The organism is Pimelobacter simplex (assembly GCF_024662235.1).
Taxonomy (GTDB): Bacteria; Actinomycetota; Actinomycetes; order Propionibacteriales; family Nocardioidaceae; genus Nocardioides.
In genome coordinates this window covers 1582704-1601198 of record NZ_CP096276.1, presented here as the reverse complement: position 1 = coordinate 1601198, position 18495 = coordinate 1582704, and the positions used below count along the sequence as shown (strand labels likewise).

Here is an 18495-nt window from a genome sequence, read left to right as displayed (position 1 = left end):
GCGAGATGACCACCTTCCAGGACCAGGCCGAGATCTTCGGCGGCGGGGCGACCGAGCTGCGGGAGGAGGGCTCCTTCGACGGGAGCGACGTCAGCTCGATCCCGGCGTTCGTCTTCGGCGAGGAGCTCGCCGACCTCGCCGACCACGACCCGCGGATCGTCGTACTGACCGCGGACCTCGCCAGCGCCAACCGCGCCACCGACTTCAGCGCGCGGCACCCGGAGCGCTTCTTCAACCTCGGCATCGCCGAGAAGGGGATGATCACCACCGCGGCCGGCATCGCATCGTGCGGCTACGTGCCGTTCGCGGCGACGTTCGCCTCGTTCTCCGCGCTGCTGTGCGCCGAGCAGATCCGCACCGACTGCGCCTACCCGCGGATGCCCGTGCGCATCGTCGGGCACCACTCCGGCATGTCGATGGGCTTCTACGGCACCAGCCACCACGCCCTGGAGGACCTCGGCATCCTGCGGACCTTCGCCGAGCTGACGGTCGTGTGCGCCACCGACGCCAACCACCTGCGCGCAGTGCTGCGGGCGGCTGCCGACCACCCCGGGGCGATGTACATCCGGCTCGGCCGCGGGCGCGACCCCGAGGTGTACGCCGACGTCCCCGACATCACCCTGGGCAAGGCCGTCCGCCTCCAGGACGGCACGGACCTCACGATCATCGCGACCGGCAGCGAGGTGCACCCCGCGCTGGAGGCGGCGGCCGAGCTCGCCGGCGAGGGCATCAGCACGCGCGTCGTGGACATGCACACGATCGCGCCGCTCGACGTCGACGAGGTGCTCGCCGCGGCGCGCGAGACGGGCGCCGTCCTCACCGTCGAGGAGCACAACACCACCAACGGCCTGGGCACTGCGGTCGCCGAGGCGCTCTTCGCCGGCGGCGCTCCGCCCGTGCGGTTCCGCAAGCACGGCGTGCCCGACGAGTACGTGCCGGTCGGTCCCCCGGCCGCGCTGTACGCCGCCTACCGCCTGGACGCCCGCGGGATCGCGGCGGTCGCCCGGGAGCTCCTCGGATGAGCGCCGCGACCACCGTGACCGCGGCCCGGGAGGCCGGACTGGCCGCGCGGGCGCGCCTGGTGATCCCCGGCGGCGGCTACGGCCACATGAACGTCAGCGGGTTCTCCGCCACGCTGCCGCAGTACATGGCGGGCGGGAACGGCAGCCGGGTCACCGATGCCGACGGCACCACCTACCTGGACTTCATGTGCGGGTGGGGGCCGATCGTGCTCGGGCACCAGCACCCGGCGGTGCAGCGGGCGGTCGCCGACCAGGCCGCCCGCGGCGACTGCCTCAACGGGACGCCTCCGGTCATGGTGGAGCTGGCCGAGCTACTGGTCGACACCGTCGCGCACGCGGACTGGGCGCTGCTGGCCAAGAACGGCACCGACGCCACGACGGCGTGCCTGACGATCGCGCGGGCGGCGACCGGCCGCCGCAAGGTGCTGGTCGCCCACGGGGCGTACCACGGCGCGATCCCCTGGTGCACGCCCGGGACCGCCGGGGTCACGCCCGAGGACCGCGCGCACCTGGACTACTTCGAGTACAACGACCTCGCCTCGGTGCAGGCCGCCGCGGACCGCGCCGGCGACGACCTGGCGGCGGTGATCGTGTGCCCGTTCCGCCACGACGTGGGCCGCGACCAGGAGCTCGCCGACCCGGCGTTCGCCCGCGGCGTGCGGGAGCTGTGCGACCGGACCGGCGCGGCGCTGGTCCTCGACGACGTCCGCTGCGGGTTCCGGCTCGACCTCGCCGGGAGCTGGGAGCCGCTCGGCGTACGGCCGGACCTGTCGGCCTGGTCCAAGGCCATCGCCAACGGCTACGCCCTCGCCGCGGTCACCGGCACCGACGCCCTGCGCGACGCCGCTCAGGGGATCTACGCGACCGGGTCGTTCTGGTTCTCGGCCGTCTCGATGGCCGCGGCGGTCGCGACCATCACCGAGCTCCGCGAGACCGACGCGCTGGCCCGGATCGAGCGCGCGGGCAGCCGGCTGCGCGCGGGGCTCGACCGGCAGGCGGCGGCCCACGGGTTCGCGGTGGTCCAGTCGGGTCCGGTGCAGATGCCGCTGCTCCGGTTCGCCGGGGACGACGACTTCACGCTGACCCGGGCCTGGACGGACGAGGCGGGCGCGCGCGGGGTCTACGTGCACCCGTACCACAACTGGTTCCTCGGGGCCGCCCACACCGACGCCGACATCGACGAGGCGCTCGACCGCACCGACGGTGCGTTCGCGGCCCTGGCCCGCCGATGAGGATCACCGGCGCGGTGCTCGAGGAGATCGGCCGGCCCCGGCCGTACGCCGTCTCGCGGCCGATCACCGTGGCCGAGCTGGAGCTCGGGGAGCCCGGCCCGACCGAGCTCCTCGTCAAGGTCGAGGCGGCGGGCGTGTGCCACTCGGACCTCAGCGTGGTCGACGGCAACCGGGTCCGCCCCACACCGATGCTGCTCGGCCACGAGGCGGCCGGCATCGTCGTCCGCACGGGTGCCGCGGTCACCGACGTCGCGCCGGGCCAGCGCGTGGTGATGTCGTTCCTGCCGCGCTGCGAGCAGTGCGAGGCCTGCGGGCAGGGCGGTCGCATGCCCTGCCCGGCAGGCACCGCCGCCAACAACGCCGGTGCGCTGCTGCACGGGTCCCGGCGCCTCACCCGTCCCGGCGGCGAGACGGTCCAGCACCACCTCGGGGTCTCGGGCTTCGCCACCCACGCGGTGATCGACCGCGCCTCGGCCGTCCCCGTGGACGCCGACATCCCGCCCGACGTGGCGGCGGTGCTCGGGTGCGCCGTCCTCACCGGCGGCGGCGCGGTCCTCAACGTCGCCCGGCCGGCCCCGGCGGACCCCGTCGTCGTGGTCGGTCTGGGCGGGGTCGGCATGGCGGCGGTCCTGGCCGCCCGGGCGCTGGGGGTCCGGCGGATCGTCGCGGTGGACACCGTCGCCGCCAAGCTGGACCAGGCCCGGGACCTCGGCGCCACCGAGGCCTGGACGCCGGACGAGCTGGTCGAGCGCGGCGTCCGGGCGCCGTACGTCATCGAGTGCGCGGGTCACCCCAGCGCCTTCGAGACGGCCTTCGCGGCGACCGCCCCCGGCGGCACGACCGTCACCGTCGGGCTGCCCTCCCCCGCCGCCCGCGCGGCGATCTCGCCGCTGACCGTCACCGCGGAGGCCCGCACCGTCGTCGGCAGCTACCTCGGCTCGGCCGTCCCCGCGCGCGACATCCCCCGCTACGCGCAGATGTGGCGCGACGGCATCCTGCCGGTGGACCGGCTGATCTCGTCGCGGATCGGCCTGGACCGGATCAACGAGGCGATGGACCTCCTCGCCGACGGTACGACGGTCCGGCAGGTCGTCGTGCTCGACTGACTAGGGCGCCGAGGCACCCACAGGGAAGCGCGCGGCCCCCGTCGCCGGGCAGCACCAGACGGCGGAGTCGTCGCCGCCCCACGAAGTGCGGAGGTTGCGGGTCCGAGGTGCGTGGGTTGCTTGTCCCAAGTGCAGAGGCTGCCCTGCAACCGGCGTACTTCGGACCAGCAACCGGCGTACTTCGGCGGGCAGGAAGGCTCAGTCCCGGCGGGTGGGCCGGATCAGCCCCTCCTGGGCGACGGTCGCGACGAGCGTCCCGTCCTGGGTGAACACCCGGCCCAGCGCGAGGCCGCGCCCACCCGAGGCGGACGGCGACCACTGGTCGTAGAGCCACCACTCGTCGGCGCGGAAGGGCCGGTGGAACCAGATGGTGTGGTCGAGCGAGGCCATCTGGACCTTGTCGGGGGTGTGCTTCGGGTGGGCGGCGAGCGCGGCGCCGAGGATGGAGACGTCGCTGGCGTAGGTGAACGTGGCGAGGTGCTCGATCGGGTCGTCGCTGAGCCGGCCGTCGACGCGGATCCAGGCGCGGGCCTGGGAGGGGCGGGAGGCGTCGAGGGCGTCGAGACCGTAGGCCGAGCTGCCGAGCCAGCGCACGTCGAGGGCGGCCCACTCCTTGCTGAGGCCGTCGTCGGTGCCGCGGTCGGCCATGAGCTGCATGAGGTTGAGGCCCTCGTCGGGCGGCTTGACGTCGGGCATGAGGTCCTGGTGCTCCAGGCCCTCCTCGGCGCGCTGGAAGTTGAGCGACTGGTAGTAGATCGGCCGGCCGTGCTGGCGGGCGAGGACCCGGCGGGTGGCGAACGAGCGGCCGTCGCGGATGCGCTCGACGTCGTAGATGATCGGGACCGTGTAGTCGCCGGGCAGCAGGAAGTACGAGTGCAGCGAGTGGACGTGCATGCCGTCGTCGACCGTGCGGGTGGCGGCGATGAGGGCCTGGGCGGCGACCTGGCCGCCGTAGACGCGCTGCCGGATGGTCTCGGGCTGCTGGCCGCGGAACAGGTCGGTGTCGAGCTGCTCCAGGTCGAGCAGCGAGACCAGCTTGCGCGTGGCCTCGCCCATCTCGCGCTTCTCACCCAGGTCGGTCACGGGGTGCCTCCGGTCTCGTCGGGGCCCTCGAGCCCGGCCAGGAACTGCTCGAACTGGCGGCCGATCTCTTCTCCGGTGGGCAGCGGCTCGTCCTCGGCGAGGAGGCTGCTGCCCTCTTCCTCGGCGCGGGCGAAGGTGTCGTACTGCTGCTCCAGCGCGGTGACGACGTCGGCGACCTCGTCGTTGGCGGAGAGGTAGCGGGTGATCTCGTCCTCGCGGTCGTCGGCGAGCTCGCGGACCTCGGTCAGGTCGATGGTCAGCCGGGCGGCGAGCTCGACCTGCTCCAGCAGCGAGAGTGAGGCGCGCGGGTAGTCGAGCTGGGCCAGGTAGTGCGGCACGTGGGCGACGAAGCCCTGGGCGTCGTGGCCCCACTCCCCCAGCCGGACCTCGAGCAGCGCCTGGACGCTGCTGGGCACGCGGAGCTCACCGCGCCACGGGCTGGTGCCGGTGATCAGGTCGGGGTTGTTGGCGTGGTGGGTGATCGCGATGGGCCGGGTGTGCGGCACGGCCATCGGCACGGATCCCATCGAGACGACCAGCGCCACGCCGAAGCGCTCGATCACCGCGCGCACCGCGCGGCAGAACGCCTCCCAGCGGATGTCGGGCTCCGGCCCGTGCAGCAGCAGGTACGGCGAGCCGCCCGCGTCCCGCAGCATCCGTACGACGAGCCGCGGGGCCTCGTAGCCCTCGTAGTGGTCGCGCGCGAACGTGAGCGGGGGCCGGCGGGCCCGGTAGTCGTGCAGCTCGTCGACGTCGAAGGTCGCGACCACGACGCCGCCGCCCTCGGGCGAGGCCGCACCGGTGCGGACCAGGTGCCGGCAGGCGAGCGCGCCGGCGTTGCCCGCGTCGAGGAATCCCTCGAGCGCGACGATCATCGGCAGCGTCTCGACACCCTCGAGCTCGGGCACCTCGTCGACGATGTGGACGAGGCGGGTCGATGAGGTCACGCGGAAAGACTATTCCCCCGCTCCTTCTCCGCGGCGCCGAGGCGGCTGTGCCGGCGTCCGTAGAGGAAGTAGACGACGACGCCGATCGCCATCCAGGCCAGGAACCGGATCCAGGTGTCGCCGGTCAGGTTGAGCATCAGGTAGAAGCACATCAGCGTCGAGACGGCGGCCACGAGCGGCGCGAACGGCGTCCGGAAGCCGCGCGGGAGGTCCGGGCGGGACCGGCGCAGGACGACCACGCCGATGCTCACCAGCATGAACGCGAAGAGCGTGCCGATGTTGACCAGGTGGGCCAGCGTGCTGAGGTCGACGAAGCCGGCCAGCGCGGCCACGCCGATGCCGGTCACGATGGTGATCCGGTAGGGCGAGCCGTAGGTCGGGTGCACCTTGGCCAGCGGCCGCGGGAGCAGCCCGTCGCGGGCCATCGCGAAGGCGACCCGGGTCTGGCCCAGCATGAGGATCATCGCGACCACGACCAGCCCGATGCACGCGCCGATCGAGATGAGGTCGGGCATCCAGCTCACACCGGCGGCCTTGAAGGCGTCGGCGAGCGGCGCGGCGCTGTTGGGGTCGATGTCCTGGTAGGAGCGCACGCCGGTGACGACGAGGCTGACCGCGGCGTAGAGCACGGTGACGATCGCCAGCGAGCCGAGGATGCCGATGGGCACGTCGCGCTGGGGGTTCTTGGTCTCCTCGGCCGTGGTGGCGACGATGTCGAAGCCGATGAAGGCGAAGAACACGATGGCCGCGCCCGAGATGACCCCGGCGATGCCGAAGACCGCGGGCTCCAGGCCGAGCAGGCTGGTGATGAGCGGGACGTCGGCGAAGCCGCCCTCGGACTGCGGGGCGGGCTGGGCGTCGGGGATGAACGGCGTCCAGTTGCTGAGCTTGATGTGCGCGATGCCGACCACGATGACCGCGGCGACCACGACGAGCTTGAGCGCGACGACGACCTGGTTGATCCGGCTGGAGAATTTCGTGCCGCGCACCAGCAGGAAGGTGACCAGCAGCGCGATCACCATCGCGGGCAGGTCGACCACGCCGGTCGCCGCCGAGCTGATCTGGGTGGGCAGCGTGACGTCGACGATGCTCAGCACCTCTTGGAGGTACGCCGAGAAGCCCGTCGACAGCGCTGCGGCGCCGACGGTGAACTCGAGCACCAGGTCCCAGCCGATGATCCAGGCGACCAGCTCGCCGAGCGTGGCGTAGCTGAACGTGTAGGCGCTGCCCGCGACCGGCACGGTCGAGGCGAGCTCGGCGTAGCAGAGCGCGGCGAGGCCGCAGGCGACGGCGGCGATGACGAAGCTCAGGGCGAGCGCCGGGCCGGCGTTGCTGGCCGCGACGGTGCCGGTGAGCACGAAGATGCCGGCGCCGATGATCACGCCGACGCCGAAGACCGTCAGGTCGAGCGCGGAGAGGTCCTTGCGCAGCCGGTGGCCGGGCTCGTCGGTGTCGGCGATCGACTGCTCGACGGACTTGGTGCGGAACAGGCTCACGGCGGCGACGTTACCCCGATCCGGACGTCTCAGCCGGGACCGTCGGGCGGGAGGTCAGCCGCGGTAGGTCGTGGTCATGAGCGCGACCCCGCGCTGGACGAGCTGGGCGCTGGTGACGCCCAGCAGGCCGGTGACGACCTCGTCCTGGTCCGCGCCGTCGCGGAACCGGTCGAGGAGCGCGAAGAGGGTCTGCTCGCCGTAGACGCTGGCGATGTACTCGCACACCCACCACGACACGGCGTACCAGGCCTCGGCGTCGGGGCCCGAGAACTGGGCGGCACCGGGCAGGTCGGTGGCCGCGGCGCCGACCCGGAGCGCGGCGGCGGGGAGCCGGCGGCGGTCGGGGGCCATCGGGCGGACCGAGACGTACTCGGCGACGCCCTCGTTGAGCCACAGCGGGACGCCGCGGGCACGCTCGCCCAGCGTGGCGTGGGTGAGCTCGTGGCGCACCAGCCGGCCGAGCACGGCCGGCTGCTGGGTGAGGACGCGCGGGTTGAGGTAGACCCGGTACGACGCCACCCCGCGCGCCGGGTCGTGGGAGTCGGCCGGCACGGCGATGGTGAGCCCGTCGGCGCGGTCGGGGTCGCCGACGGTCTGCCCGGCCAGGCCGCGCAGGAAGGCGGCGTCGCGCACGGCGTAGACCACGACGCCGCTGCTCACCGGCGAGTCGTCGGCGGCGACCACGCTGCGCACGTCGTAGCGCCCGGCACTGGCCGCGTCGAGCACCTCGCGGGCGTCGGCGACCGTGTCGTCGTCGAAGATCCCGAGCACGCCCACCGCCTGCTCGACCCGGATCGGGCCGAGGTCCCAGGGCTGGGCGTTGCCGGGGTGGTCGGTCGTCCACTGGCGGTCGGTGGTCGCGGCCACGACGAGACCCTGGCCGCCGCTCGACGGCGTGAACCGGAACCGGCCGCGGGTGCGGGCGGGGACGGCGTCGTACCCGTCGAGACGCAGCACGAGCGTCACCTCGGCCGAGTAGTCGCCGGTGCCCTCGACGGGCGTGATCGTGGCGTCGTCGACGAGGTAGCGGAGCTTGCCGACGGGCAGCTGCTCGATGTTGTCGAAGTAGACCTGCTGGTCACCGACCAGTGTGGCGTCCGAGCGGTCGAGGCTGCGCCGGAAGCGGGCCACGTCGTGGCGGCGCAGGCCGGCGGCGCGGACCTTGAGGGTCGCCTGCATCTGGGCGGCGACGTCCTCGTACGCCGCTCCGGAGTAGGTCGGCGGCGGCGGGTCGTCGGAGCAGGCAGCCAGCGGGAGCAGCGCCAGCGCGAGGACCGCGACGAGGGATCGCGCCCTAGCGCGGACCATCCACATCGTGCAGCGCCCGGCCTTCCGGTGCGGGCTCGGCGCTGATGTCGTGGAGGATGTCGAGGGCGATCGCGGACGGCGTGAGGCCGATCCGCTCGAGGATGGCGGCGCGCTTGGCGTGGTCGAGGAACTCCTGCGGGATGCCGTGGAGCTTGACCGGCGTGCGCACGCCCGCCTCGGCCAGCGTCTGGAGCAGGACGGCGCCCACGCCGCCCACGACGCCGTTGTCCTCGATGGTGACCACGCGGCGGTGGGTGCGGGCCAGGTCGACGAGCGCGGGGTCGACCGGCTTGACCCAGCGCGGGTCGACGACGGTGACGCCCACGCCCTGGGCGACGAGGCGCTGGGCGACGTCGACGGCGATCTCGGCCATCGAGCCCACGGCGACGACGAGCACGTCACGGGCGCCGTCGCGGACCAGGACGTCGCACCCGCCGGCCTTGCCGACGGCCTCGATGTCGGCCGGCGGCGGGCCCTTGGGGAAGCGGACGACGGTCGGAGCGTCGGCGACCTCGACGGCCTCGTCGAGGAGCTCGCGCATCCGGGGGACGTCGCGGGGCGCGGCCAGGCGCAGCCCGGGGACGACCTGGAGCAGCGACATGTCCCACATGCCGTTGTGGCTGGCGCCGTCGTCGCCGGTCACGCCGGAGCGGTCGAGCACGAAGGTGACGCCGCACTTGTGGAGCGCGACGTCCATCAGCACCTGGTCGAAGGCGCGGTTGAGGAAGGTCGCGTAGACCGCGAACACCGGGTGCAGCCCGCCCATCGCCAGGCCCGCGGCCGAGGTGGCGGCGTGCTGCTCGGCGATGCCGACGTCGAAGGTGCGCTCGGGGAACCGGGCCTGGAACTTGTCGAGACCGACCGGGTGCATCATCGCCGCGGTGATCGCCACGACGTCGGGACGCCGCTCGCCGATCGCGACGACGTGCTCGGCGAAGTGGTCGGTCCAGATCAGGCCCTTGGGCTTCTCGGCGCCCGTCTGGACGTCGAAGGGGCCGGGCGCGTGGAACTGGTCGGCCTCGTGCCGCTCGGCCGGGTCGTAGCCGAAGCCCTTGCGGGTGATGGCGTGCACGATCACCGGGCCGCCGAAGCGCTTGGCCTGGCTCAGCGCCTGCTCCATCGCGGCGCGGTCGTGGCCGTCGACGGGGCCGACGTACTTGAGGCCGAGGTCCTCGAAGAGGCCCTGGGGCGCGAGCGCGTCCTTGAGGCCCTTCTTCATGGCGTGCAGCGCGTCGTAGGCCGCCGCGCCGACGCCGGGCACCGCGTTGAGCCGGCGCTTGACCACGTCGAGCAGGTGCTCGTAGCGCGGGTTGGTGCGCAGCGCGGTGAGCGCGGTCGCCAGGCCGCCGATGGTCGGGGTGTAGGAGCGGCCGTTGTCGTTGACCACGATCACGAGCTTGGAGTCGTGCTGGATCGCGATGTTGTTGAGCGCCTCCCAGGCCATGCCGCCGGTGAGCGCGCCGTCGCCGATCACGGCGACCACGTGGCGGTCCTCGCCGCGCACGGCATAGGCCTTGGCCAGGCCGTCGGCATAGCTCAGCGCGGTGGAGGCGTGGGAGTTCTCGACCAGGTCGTGCTCGGACTCGGCCTGGCTCGGGTAGCCGCTGAGGCCGCCCTCGCGGCGCAGCGTGCCGAAGGACGCGGCGCGCCCGGTCACGAGCTTGTGCACGTAGGACTGGTGGCCGGTGTCGAAGACGATCTTGTCGCGCGGGGAGTCGAACACCCGGTGCATGGCGAGCGTGAGCTCGACGACGCCCAGGTTGGGGCCCAGGTGACCGGTGTTGGTGGCCACCGTGCGGATCAGCAGGTCGCGGATCTCGGCCGCGAGCTGGGTGAGCTCGTCCTCGCTGAGGGTCCGCAGGTCGCGCGGTCCGGTGATCGTGTCGAGGACAGGCATGGGTTCGATTCTAGGGCGTCGGGGTTCAAAGGCGGGAAAGGTCGACCCGGGCCACCGCGGGCTCGTGCAGGCTGCCGAGCCACAGGCTGCCGTCGTGCTCCCGCACCCCCGTCACCATGTGGTACGACGTCCCGTGCTCCGCCGGGCGCACGTCGATGTCGTGGACCCGGCGCCCCTGGTCGTCGTACGCCACGGCGCGCACGGTCTGCTTCGGCTTGGGCTGGAGCGCCTCGGGCACCTTGGTGACCAGCTTGCGCAGGCCCAGCGGCGCGGTGTGGAGCCGCTCGACGAGCGGGTCGGTGGGGCTGGCGATGCTGATCCAGATCAGGCCGTCGGAGCCGCGCGCGATGTTGTCGGGGTAGCCGGGCAGGTCGGCGCACAGCAGGTCGCGCGTCCCCTGGTCGGGTCCGCTGATCCAGTGCCGCACGACGGTACGGGCCCCGGTCTCGGCCACGCAGACGTAGTCCTCGGCCGCGGAGAGCGCGACGCCGTTGGCGAAGGCGAGCCCGTCGAGCACGGTGGTGACGGTGCCGTCGGGGTCGCGGCGCAGCAGCCGGCCGGTGCGGGTGTGCTGGACGAAGTCGTCCTTCCACTGCGCGATGCCGTAGCGCGTCGAGGAGTCCGACCACCAGATCGTGCCGTCCGCGGCGATGGCCGCGTTGTTGCAGAAGCGCATGGGCGTGCCGCCGACGCGGTCGGTGATCTGCTCGACCGCCCCGGTGGCCGGGTCGGCCCAGAGCAGCCCGCGCTGGGCGTCGCACACGAGCAGCCGCCCGTCGGGGGCGAACTCGATGCCGAGCGGCCGGCCACCGGTGTGGGCGACCCGGTCGACGGTGGCGCCGTCGGGGCTGATCCGGAAGATCGCGCCGTCCTCGGTGCCGGTGAACACGCAGCCGGCGTCGGGGCCGGAGGTCGCCACGACGACGTCCTCGGCGCCCGGTCCGGGGACGGGGATCACGGTGAAGGGTGCGGTCATCGCAGCAGCTCCTGGTAGCGGTCGGAGGCGAGGAACTCGGGCAGGATCCGGGCCGCCGCCTCGCCGACCCGCAGCGCGGGGAGCGTCGCGGGCTCGACGAAGACGATCTGCCGGCCCTCGCCGAGCACGATGTCGGCGTCGGTCGCCGTGGTGGCGGCGGCGTAGACCCGGATCAGGTCGTCGGTGCCGTAGGCGGGGTGCACCACCGGGTACTGGCGCCACAGCGGCAGGTCCGGTGGTGCGAGCCGCAGACCGGTCTCCTCGGCGAGCTCGCGGTAGGCCGCGTCGTCGGGGTCCTCTCCCTGGTCGACGTGGCCGCCGACCAGGCTCCAGCAGTCGGGAGAGATGACCGGGTGCTCGTCGCGCTCCTGGAGGAGCAGCCAGCCACGCTCGTCGACGAGGATGACCGAGGCGAAGACGTGCACCCGGTCACCGTAGCCCGTGCGGCACCCGCCTCACACCGCCCAGCCGGGCAGCGGCCGCGGGTCGGGGACCGGCAGGTGCGCGGCGTCGTACGTCCAGCGGGGGCCGGTGGTGACCAGCTCGTCGAGGGCGGCGAGCAGCCGGTCGACGTCCGCGCTGCTCGTGCCGAGCCCGACGCTGGCCCGGACGGCGGTCCCGCCGTCGTTGAGCCGGTCGAGCAGCGGGTGCGCGCAGAACCGGCCGGCGCGCACGGCGACGGCGTGCTCGGCGGAGAGGTACTGCGCGACGAGCTCGGCCGGGTGCCCCGCCAGCGTGAACGTCGCGAGACCGAGCGTGTCGGTCGCGTCGTCCCACAGCCGCAGCACCCGGACGCCGGGCAGTGCCGCCAGGCCCTCGCGCAGCCGCTCCCCCAGCGCCGCCTCGTGCGCGGCCTGCTCGTGAGCGGGCAGCGCGGCGAGCGCCTCGCAGGCGGCGGCCAGGGCGACGGCGCCGACGACATTGGGCGTGCCCGCCTCGTGCCGCGCCGGTACGTCGGCCCAGGTGACCGCGTCGAGGGCGACCGAGCGGACCGCTCCCCCACCCGCCAGGTACGGCGGCGCGGCCTCCAGCCAGTCGCGGCGCCCGACCAGCGCGCCCGCGCCGTAGGGCGCGTAGAGCTTGTGCCCCGAGAACGCGAGGTAGTCGATGCCGAGCCCGGCCACGTCGACCCGGCGGTGCGGGACGAGCTGGGCGCCGTCGACCGCGATCCGGGCGCCGTGGCGGTGCGCGACCGCGACGAGCTCGGCCAGCGGCAGCAGCTCACCGGTCACGTTGGAGGCACCGGTGACGGCCAGCAGCGCGGCGGGCTCGCGGGCCAGCTCGCGCTCGACCGCGGCCACCGTCGCGGCGAGCGTGCTGCTCGCCGCGACGGTGCGCCGGCGTCCCCGGGCCCACGGGAGGAGGTTGGCGTGGTGCTCGACGTCGAGGGTGACGACGTCCCCGGGGACGGCCGAGGCCAGCAGGTTGAAGGCGTCCGTGGTGTGCCGGACCACCTGCACCACGTCGTCGGGGCGCGCCCCGACGAACCCGGCGACCGTACGGCGTGCGGCGTCGAGGGCCGCCGTGCTGACCGCCGAGCCGTGCCCCGCGCCGCGGTGGACGCTGGAGTAGTACGGCAGCAGCTGCGCCACCCGGTCGGCGACCGCGGCCAGCGCCGGAGCGCTGGCCGCGACGTCGAGGTTGGCGTACGGCGCGCTCCCGCCGGTCACCAGCGGGACCCGGAGGTCCGCGCCGACGAGCGGCAGGAGCGGCCGGACGGCCTGGGTCGCCAGGGTCACTTGGTGACCTTGAGCGACGTCGTGGCGGAGGCCGCCGCCTGGTAGGTCGTGCTGCCCGCGTACTTCACGCTGACCTTCCAGGTGCCCTTCTTGAGCTTGGGCAGCGCGACGGTGACGACGCCCTTGGCCAGGGTGCCCTTGACCGTCTTGGTCGAGGCGCCCTTCTTGAGGGTGACGGTGACCGGGCCGGTGGCCGCCGCGAGGCCTGCGGGGACCGTGACGGTGACCTTGGCCGCGCCGGCCTTCTTGGAGGTCGGCTTCTTGGTCACCGCGAGCGCGACCTTGGACGGGGCGATCGAGGTCACCGTGTAGGAGACCTGGGTCTGCGAGCCGTTGCGGTCCGCGCCGCCGTCGTAGGTCAGCTTGGCCGAGTAGCGCTGGACGCCGAGGGTGCGCGGCAGCGTGAACGTCGCCGTGCCCCCGTCGAGCTGCCGGGTCTGCGCGCTGCCGACGCCGGTGAGCGTGACCGCGCCGGTCGGGACCACGCCGCCGGGGCTGGCGACGGTGACCTTGATGGTGCCGCCCTTGCCGTAGGGCGTGGTGACCGAGGCCGCGCTGCTGATGGTGAGCGCCTTGCCGACCGTCAGCGCGACCGGCGTGGAGGTGGAGGACGCGTAGGTCCCGTCGCCGGCGTAGGTCGCGGTCAGCTGGTAGCTGCCCGCCGGGACGGTGCCCGGCACGGTGAAGGTGGCCGTGCCGCCCTGGACCTGCGCGGTGAGCGCACCGCCGGGCAGACCCGCGAGGCTGACCTCGCCGGTGGCGCCGGCCGAGACGGTCGCGGTGATGGTGCCGCTCTTGCCGAAGGTCAGCGTCGGGGCCGCGCCGAGCGTGGTGGTCGAGGTCTTCGCGACGACCTTGAGGGTCTGCTCGGTCGACGAGGTGAGGACCCGGCCGCCCGCGCCGCCGCCGTACACGTAACGGAGGGTGTGGTCGCCCGCGGTCAGCGTGGGCAGCGGTACGTCGAGCGCGGCGGTCCGGTCCGGACGCACGTCGGCCTCGCCGATCTTGGTGCCGTCGAGCAGCACCTGGACGGAGCCGCCCAGCGCGCGGCTGCCGGTCAGCGGGGCGAGCGTGGCGCCCGCCGTACGGTCGGAGAAGAAGCCGGTGAAGGTGCTCTCCACGCTGACCTGCCCGGTGAGGTTGCCCGGGTTCTCGACCGAGACCGACGCCGGGGCGCCGGTGACGGCGACCGAGCTCTCGTAGCCGCCGGCGACACCGGCGATCACGTCGCGGATCTGGTCGATGGCCTCCTTGGCGAAGTTGCGCTGGTTCTGCAGCGCGTTCTGGCCGACCTCGGTGCTGACGTTGACATTGCCGCGGAGCCTGTCCGGGTCGGCGCCGTCGTAGGTGGCGTCCTTGCCCTGGGTGAACCAGACCTCGGTCATGTACTCGACGTTGCCGGCGAAGGCGTTGCCGTCGGGGTTGGTCCAGTCGGTGCGGATCGCCTGGTCGAGCACCGGCGCGGGCTGGCCGCCGGCGGTGGCGTCCTTGTCGTAGGACAGGAGGTGGCCGACCTGGATCTTGCGGGCGAGCTTCTCCTGGCCGTTCACGTCGTACTTGACCGGGCTGGTGCTCTGGGTGCCCGGCTCGTCGGCGAGGACCTTGTACTGGGTCTTGGCATTCGCGAGCTTCTCGAGGATCCGCCCGTAGAGGTACGCCGGGCGGGTCTTGCGCGAGACCCCGCCGACGTTGCGGAACGAGTTGTCGCGGATGTGCTTGTCGAGCGAGCCGCCGTTGCCGGTCGAGTCGAGCGAGAAGTCGAAGTTGTAGACCTTCTTGATGCCGTACTGGCGCGCGTACTCGGCGGTCTGCTTGATGACCGCGGCGGTGTTGTGGCACCAGGTCCCGCCGAAGAGGACGAGGAACTCGCCGTCGCTGTCGAGGATGTTGAGCAGCTCCGGGTAGGTGATGCTCTCGACGCGGAAGTCCTCCTCGTCGCCGTTGGTCAGGTCCTCGTCGGCCTTGAACACGTCGCCGCCGAACCGCTTGCGGTTGGCCGTCTCGACCGCCGGGTCGGCGTTCTTGACGTAGCGCTCGTAGTGGCGCCGGTTGTGCTCGGTGCTGAGGAAGTCCCACTGGGTGTCGACGTCGAGGGGCGCGGAGGTGAGGACCCGCTTGACGTCGTTCTCGTACGCCGTGACGGCGGCCGGGCTCGACAGGTCGACCGGCGGGGTCACCAGCGCGTCGACGATCCGGGCGTTGTCGCCGCCCGCGGCGTCGTACACGAAGAGGTAGGGGTGCTCGGGCGCCACGCGGCGGTCGGGCTTCCCGGCGTCGTTGGCCAGCGCGAACGGCGTCTCGGCGTCCTTGCCGAGGTAGCTGCTGACGAGCCGCTCGCCCAGGTCGAGGAACTGGTCCTTGCCCGCGTTGTCGGCGCTGTCGAGGTCGTAGCCGGTGAGGTCGAAGACGCTCAGCGCCTCGCCGTCGAGCTTGGGGTCGAAGTTGTAGATCTTCTCGATGCCCTCGGCCTCGGCGACCTTCTCGATGTGGCCGATCGTCTGCTGGAGGTAGGGGTCCTCGGGGCCGCCGATCACGAACGCCCACTTGCCGGTGTTCTTCTTGAGCAGGTACTCGAAGCGCTCGAAGGTGACCGTCTCGAAGACGCTCCCCTTGGCGAGGGCCGGGTACTTGGCGTCGAACCAGTCGACGGTGGCGCCGTGGGTGGGTGCGGGATAGGTGGCCGGCGCCGCGGCGTGGGCGGCGTGCGCCGGGGCCGGCGCCGCGGTGGCGGCGCTCGGGCCGCTCAGCAGCGGGGCGACCGCGAGGGCGGCGACGGTGCCGGCCGCGGCGGTACGCCGCAGGAGGGTGCGGTGGTTCATCGGGTTGCTTCGCTTTCGTGTCGTGTCACGTCGGGGTTGCGGGGGGCGGACTGGTCAGGAGACGTGCGGCACCACCTTGTGCGCGGCCAGCGGGCCGCGCGGGCGGCGGCGGCCGCGGGCGACGCGCCAGACCAGGGACAGCGCGCCGGCGGCAGCCAGCGTCCCGAGGATGAGCAGCCCGGCGTGGTCCGGGATCGGCGCGGCCTCGTCACCGGTGTGCGCGACGTCGGCCGCGGCCTCCTCGCCGGCCGGAGCCCCGGCGGCGGTGACGGTGACCGGGCTGGTCGCCACCTCGGTGCCCCCGAAGAGCACGACGAGCTGGTGGTCGCCGGCGACGACATTGGCCGGGACGACGACGTCCGCGCTGAACCCGCCGTTGTCGTCGGTCTTCACCTCGCCCAGCGGGACCGGGTCGGAGTGCAGCTCGAGCGCGTAGCCCTCGATCCGCGGCGCGAAGCCGGTGCCGGTCACGGTGACCGTGGCACCGGGTGCGAGGTCCCCGGTCACCGTGACCGTGCCCTGGACCGTCGTCGGGTCCACCCCGACGACGACCGGCTCGGAGGGCGGGGAGCCGGCCGACTCGCCCGCCGCGTTGCGCGCCCACACGGCAGCGCGGTAGCTGCCGGGCTCGACGTTCTTGAAGACGTACTCCAGCGTGCCGGCGTCGGTCTCCACCGCCTCCTGGCCGGTGAACCGGATCAGGTAGCCGGTGACCTGCTCGATCTCGGCGTTCGGCGAGGCCGCCCAGGACACCGTGACCGTCTTGCCCTCGACCGTGAGCGTCGGGGCGGCGAGGGCGCTCGGCGCACCGGCCGCGACCTGCTCGGTGGCGCCGCCCGACGGGGTCGGGCTGAGCGGGTCGGTCGTGCCGCCGGTGCCCGATCCGGAGCCGCCGGTGCCGCCGGTGCCGGGCTTGGTCGGCTTGGAGCCGGGCTTCGGGGTGGTCGGCGTCGGCGTCGGCGTGGGCGTCGGGGTGGGCTTGGGCGTCGTGGGCTTGTCGCCCTTGTAGCTGTAGCTGCCCGCCGGGTACGACGTCCGGCCGTTGCGGTTGGGGTAGATCGGGTGCTGGTTCTCGTCGAGCTCGCAGTCCTGGATCCACAGGCAGGTCACGTCGTCGAGGCAGGGGAACTCGTCGCCGCCGTCGACCCAGCCGTCGGCGTGCGCGGCGGGCGCCGGGCCGAACGAGACGGCCAGGGTCGCCGCGATCACCGCGGCGGGCAGCAGGGAGAGGATCCGGTGGGATCGCCGGACGGTCATGCGTTCGCTCCTTGGGGGGTGGGGAGAGGGGTGGTGGTCGTGGCGCCCGGCAGCGCGCAGGCGCCGATCGGGACGCCCGGATCCGAGAAGGTGAAGTCGTCGGAGAGCTCGTCGGGAAGGTCCTCCGCGAGGTCGCCGGGCACGAGCAGCCCGTCGAAGACGGCGTCGTCGAGGCGGCCCTCCTGCCGGGCGACGATGGTGGCCGCGACGGCCGCCGAGGTGACGTTGTCGAGCGTGCGCGCCATGTCGGCGACCATGCTCACCGGCAGCGTGATCGCGACCAGCTCGAGCGGGAGCCCCGCGGCCGTGAGCACCGTGGTCGCGGTGATCGTGGCGGTGCCGGGCACGCCCGCCGTACCGACGGAGACGATGACGCCCAGCAGGACCAGGACGACGTAGTCCTGGATGCCCCACGAGATGCCGAGCGCGTTGACGCCGAAGACGGCCAGCAGGATCGGCCACACCCCGGCGCAGCCGGGCATCCCGATGGTCGTGCCGAGCGGCGCGGTGAAGCCGGCGATGTCCGAGGGGACGCCGATCCGCTCGCGCAGCAGCCGCGTGGTGACCGGCAGCGTCCCGGCGCTGCTCTGCGTGGTGAACGCGGTCAGCTGCGCGGGCAGCATCTTGCGGAAGAACCGCAGCGGGTTCACGTCGCCGAACACCCGCAGCAGCACGCCGTTGATCACGTAGGCGTGGAAGAAGCAGGCGAACCAGGCCAGCCCGAGCACCCCGAGCAGCGAGACCATCTGCGACCACTGGCCTGCGGCCCGGGCGGTCGCGACGGACGTGAGGGACAGCACGGCGTACGGCGTCAGGGCGATCACGAAGCCGACCGCGCGGTAGATGATCTCGCGCAGGGCGTCGATGAAGCCCTTGAACGGCGCCACGGTGGCCGGCTTCTTCTCCGCGACGAGCGCGTAGGCCACGGCCAGCAGGACGCTGAACAGGATGATCGGGATGACGTTGGTCTCGGCGATGTCGCCGACGATGTTCGTCGGGAAGAAGTCGATGAAGACCTCGGTGAACGGCTTCTTGATGTTCTCCAGCGCCGAGGTGTTCGTCTCGCCGAGCGTGATGTCCGCGCCCTTCCCGAGCCCCAGCTCCAGCGCCAGCCCCAGCGTCAGCAGCACGGCCAGCGCGTTGAGCCCGAGCAGCCAGCCCACCGAGCGCGCCCCGATCGTGCGCAGCTGCGCCGTGGTGCCGAGCGAGGTGATGCTGGAGAGGATCGAGACCATGATCAGCGGGGCCACGATCGCGAGCAGCAGGTTCAGGTAGACCTTGCCCACCGGCTCGACGTAGTCGAGGTGGCCCTCGAAGACCACGCCGACCCCCACACCGAGCGCCAGAGCGCCGATGGTGAGCAGGCTGAAGTTCACCTTCACCCGGCCCAGCACGTAGATCCCCGCGAACAGTCCCAGCGTCACCAGCAGCGCGGCGACGTCGTACCCGCCCATCGTGTTCCTCCCTCAGCGGCGCACCCGTTCGCCTCTTTTGTTGATTAATTTGATCGACTTAAAGCCTAGGGGGTCGCGAGGGGTGCTCCGTGCCAAATCGCCCGAAATGCGAACAGCCATCCCGGATTCCGGGATGGCTGATCGGTTCCGCCTATCGGG

At 73.1% G+C, this 18495-nt stretch carries 14 protein-coding genes; 3 read left to right on the top strand and 11 right to left on the bottom strand.

Annotation, left to right across the window (positions count from 1 at the left end):
* The first annotated feature begins 5 nt into the window (after window positions 1-5).
* Genes M0M48_RS07625 through M0M48_RS07615 form a run of 3 tightly spaced genes read left to right on the top strand, consistent with a single transcriptional unit; the run spans window position 6 to window position 3360 of the window.
* On the top strand, window positions 6-1022 hold the full coding sequence (locus tag M0M48_RS07625; RefSeq protein WP_257754462.1) for a transketolase family protein: 1017 nt from the start codon (window positions 6-8) through the stop codon (window positions 1020-1022).
* Window positions 1019-2254, top strand: a complete 1236-nt coding sequence (locus M0M48_RS07620; protein ID WP_215815030.1) for an aminotransferase class III-fold pyridoxal phosphate-dependent enzyme — start codon at window positions 1019-1021, stop codon at window positions 2252-2254. The genes M0M48_RS07625 and M0M48_RS07620 overlap by 4 nt, the downstream gene beginning before the upstream one ends.
* Entirely contained in the window at window positions 2251-3360 is a 1110-nt protein-coding gene (locus tag M0M48_RS07615; RefSeq protein ID WP_257750678.1) for an alcohol dehydrogenase catalytic domain-containing protein, read from the top strand. The genes M0M48_RS07620 and M0M48_RS07615 overlap by 4 nt, the downstream gene beginning before the upstream one ends.
* Window positions 3361-3558: 198 nt before the next feature.
* On the opposite strand, the gene M0M48_RS07610 is transcribed toward M0M48_RS07615, so the two are convergent.
* From M0M48_RS07610 to M0M48_RS07560, 11 genes are read right to left on the bottom strand one after another with little or no spacing between them, the layout of a single operon-like run.
* A complete protein-coding gene (locus M0M48_RS07610) occupies window positions 3559-4443 on the bottom strand; it encodes an acyl-CoA thioesterase (protein ID WP_308220373.1) in 885 nt (294 codons plus the stop codon).
* Window positions 4440-5390: a proteasome assembly chaperone family protein gene (locus M0M48_RS07605; protein ID WP_257750677.1), complete on the bottom strand. Its 951-nt coding sequence runs from the start codon at window positions 5388-5390 to the stop codon at window positions 4440-4442. Before M0M48_RS07605 ends, M0M48_RS07610 begins: the two co-directional genes overlap by 4 nt.
* Window positions 5387-6886 (bottom strand): amino acid permease, encoded by a 1500-nt coding sequence (locus M0M48_RS07600; RefSeq protein ID WP_215815033.1) that lies wholly within the window; start codon window positions 6884-6886, stop codon window positions 5387-5389. Before M0M48_RS07600 ends, M0M48_RS07605 begins: the two co-directional genes overlap by 4 nt.
* 54 nt (window positions 6887-6940) lie before the next feature.
* Complete coding sequence (locus M0M48_RS07595; RefSeq protein WP_257750676.1) at window positions 6941-8194, bottom strand: peptidase MA family metallohydrolase; 1254 nt, start codon at window positions 8192-8194, stop codon at window positions 6941-6943.
* Window positions 8181-10091 (bottom strand): 1-deoxy-D-xylulose-5-phosphate synthase, encoded by a 1911-nt coding sequence (dxs, locus tag M0M48_RS07590; RefSeq protein WP_257750675.1) that lies wholly within the window; start codon window positions 10089-10091, stop codon window positions 8181-8183. The genes M0M48_RS07595 and dxs overlap by 14 nt, the downstream gene beginning before the upstream one ends.
* A gap of 25 nt (window positions 10092-10116) precedes the next feature.
* Window positions 10117-11067: an SMP-30/gluconolactonase/LRE family protein gene (locus M0M48_RS07585; protein WP_257750674.1), complete on the bottom strand. Its 951-nt coding sequence runs from the start codon at window positions 11065-11067 to the stop codon at window positions 10117-10119.
* Entirely contained in the window at window positions 11064-11492 is a 429-nt protein-coding gene (locus M0M48_RS07580; protein WP_257750673.1) for an NUDIX domain-containing protein, read from the bottom strand. The genes M0M48_RS07585 and M0M48_RS07580 overlap by 4 nt, the downstream gene beginning before the upstream one ends.
* A 30-nt stretch (window positions 11493-11522) precedes the next feature.
* Window positions 11523-12806, bottom strand: coding sequence for an aminotransferase class V-fold PLP-dependent enzyme (locus M0M48_RS07575; RefSeq protein WP_257750672.1), 1284 nt, complete (start codon window positions 12804-12806; stop codon window positions 11523-11525).
* Window positions 12803-15625, bottom strand: a complete 2823-nt coding sequence (locus M0M48_RS07570; protein WP_257750671.1) for an Ig-like domain repeat protein — start codon at window positions 15623-15625, stop codon at window positions 12803-12805. Before M0M48_RS07570 ends, M0M48_RS07575 begins: the two co-directional genes overlap by 4 nt.
* A 54-nt stretch (window positions 15626-15679) precedes the next feature.
* On the bottom strand, window positions 15680-16882 hold the full coding sequence (locus M0M48_RS07565; protein WP_257750670.1) for a fibronectin type III domain-containing protein: 1203 nt from the start codon (window positions 16880-16882) through the stop codon (window positions 15680-15682).
* Window positions 16879-18336: a dicarboxylate/amino acid:cation symporter gene (locus M0M48_RS07560; RefSeq protein WP_215815041.1), complete on the bottom strand. Its 1458-nt coding sequence runs from the start codon at window positions 18334-18336 to the stop codon at window positions 16879-16881. The genes M0M48_RS07565 and M0M48_RS07560 overlap by 4 nt, the downstream gene beginning before the upstream one ends.
* Window positions 18337-18495 lie beyond the last annotated feature (159 nt).

Bases quoted from the DNA above. Each gene is read 5' to 3' on its own strand.
- M0M48_RS07615 (WP_257750678.1), top strand. From the start codon at position 2,251: ATGAGGATCACCGGCGCGGTGCTCGAGGAGATCGGCCGGCCCCGGCCG.
- M0M48_RS07585 (WP_257750674.1), bottom strand. From the start codon at position 11,067: ATGACCGCACCCTTCACCGTGATCCCCGTCCCCGGACCGGGCGCCGAG.
- M0M48_RS07620 (WP_215815030.1), top strand. From the start codon at position 1,019: ATGAGCGCCGCGACCACCGTGACCGCGGCCCGGGAGGCCGGACTGGCC.
- M0M48_RS07625 (WP_257754462.1), top strand. From the start codon at position 6: ATGACCACCTTCCAGGACCAGGCCGAGATCTTCGGCGGCGGGGCGACC.
- dxs (WP_257750675.1), bottom strand. From the start codon at position 10,091: ATGCCTGTCCTCGACACGATCACCGGACCGCGCGACCTGCGGACCCTC.
- M0M48_RS07570 (WP_257750671.1), bottom strand. From the start codon at position 15,625: ATGAACCACCGCACCCTCCTGCGGCGTACCGCCGCGGCCGGCACCGTC.
- M0M48_RS07560 (WP_215815041.1), bottom strand. From the start codon at position 18,336: ATGGGCGGGTACGACGTCGCCGCGCTGCTGGTGACGCTGGGACTGTTC.
- M0M48_RS07595 (WP_257750676.1), bottom strand. From the start codon at position 8,194: ATGGTCCGCGCTAGGGCGCGATCCCTCGTCGCGGTCCTCGCGCTGGCG.
- M0M48_RS07565 (WP_257750670.1), bottom strand. From the start codon at position 16,882: ATGACCGTCCGGCGATCCCACCGGATCCTCTCCCTGCTGCCCGCCGCG.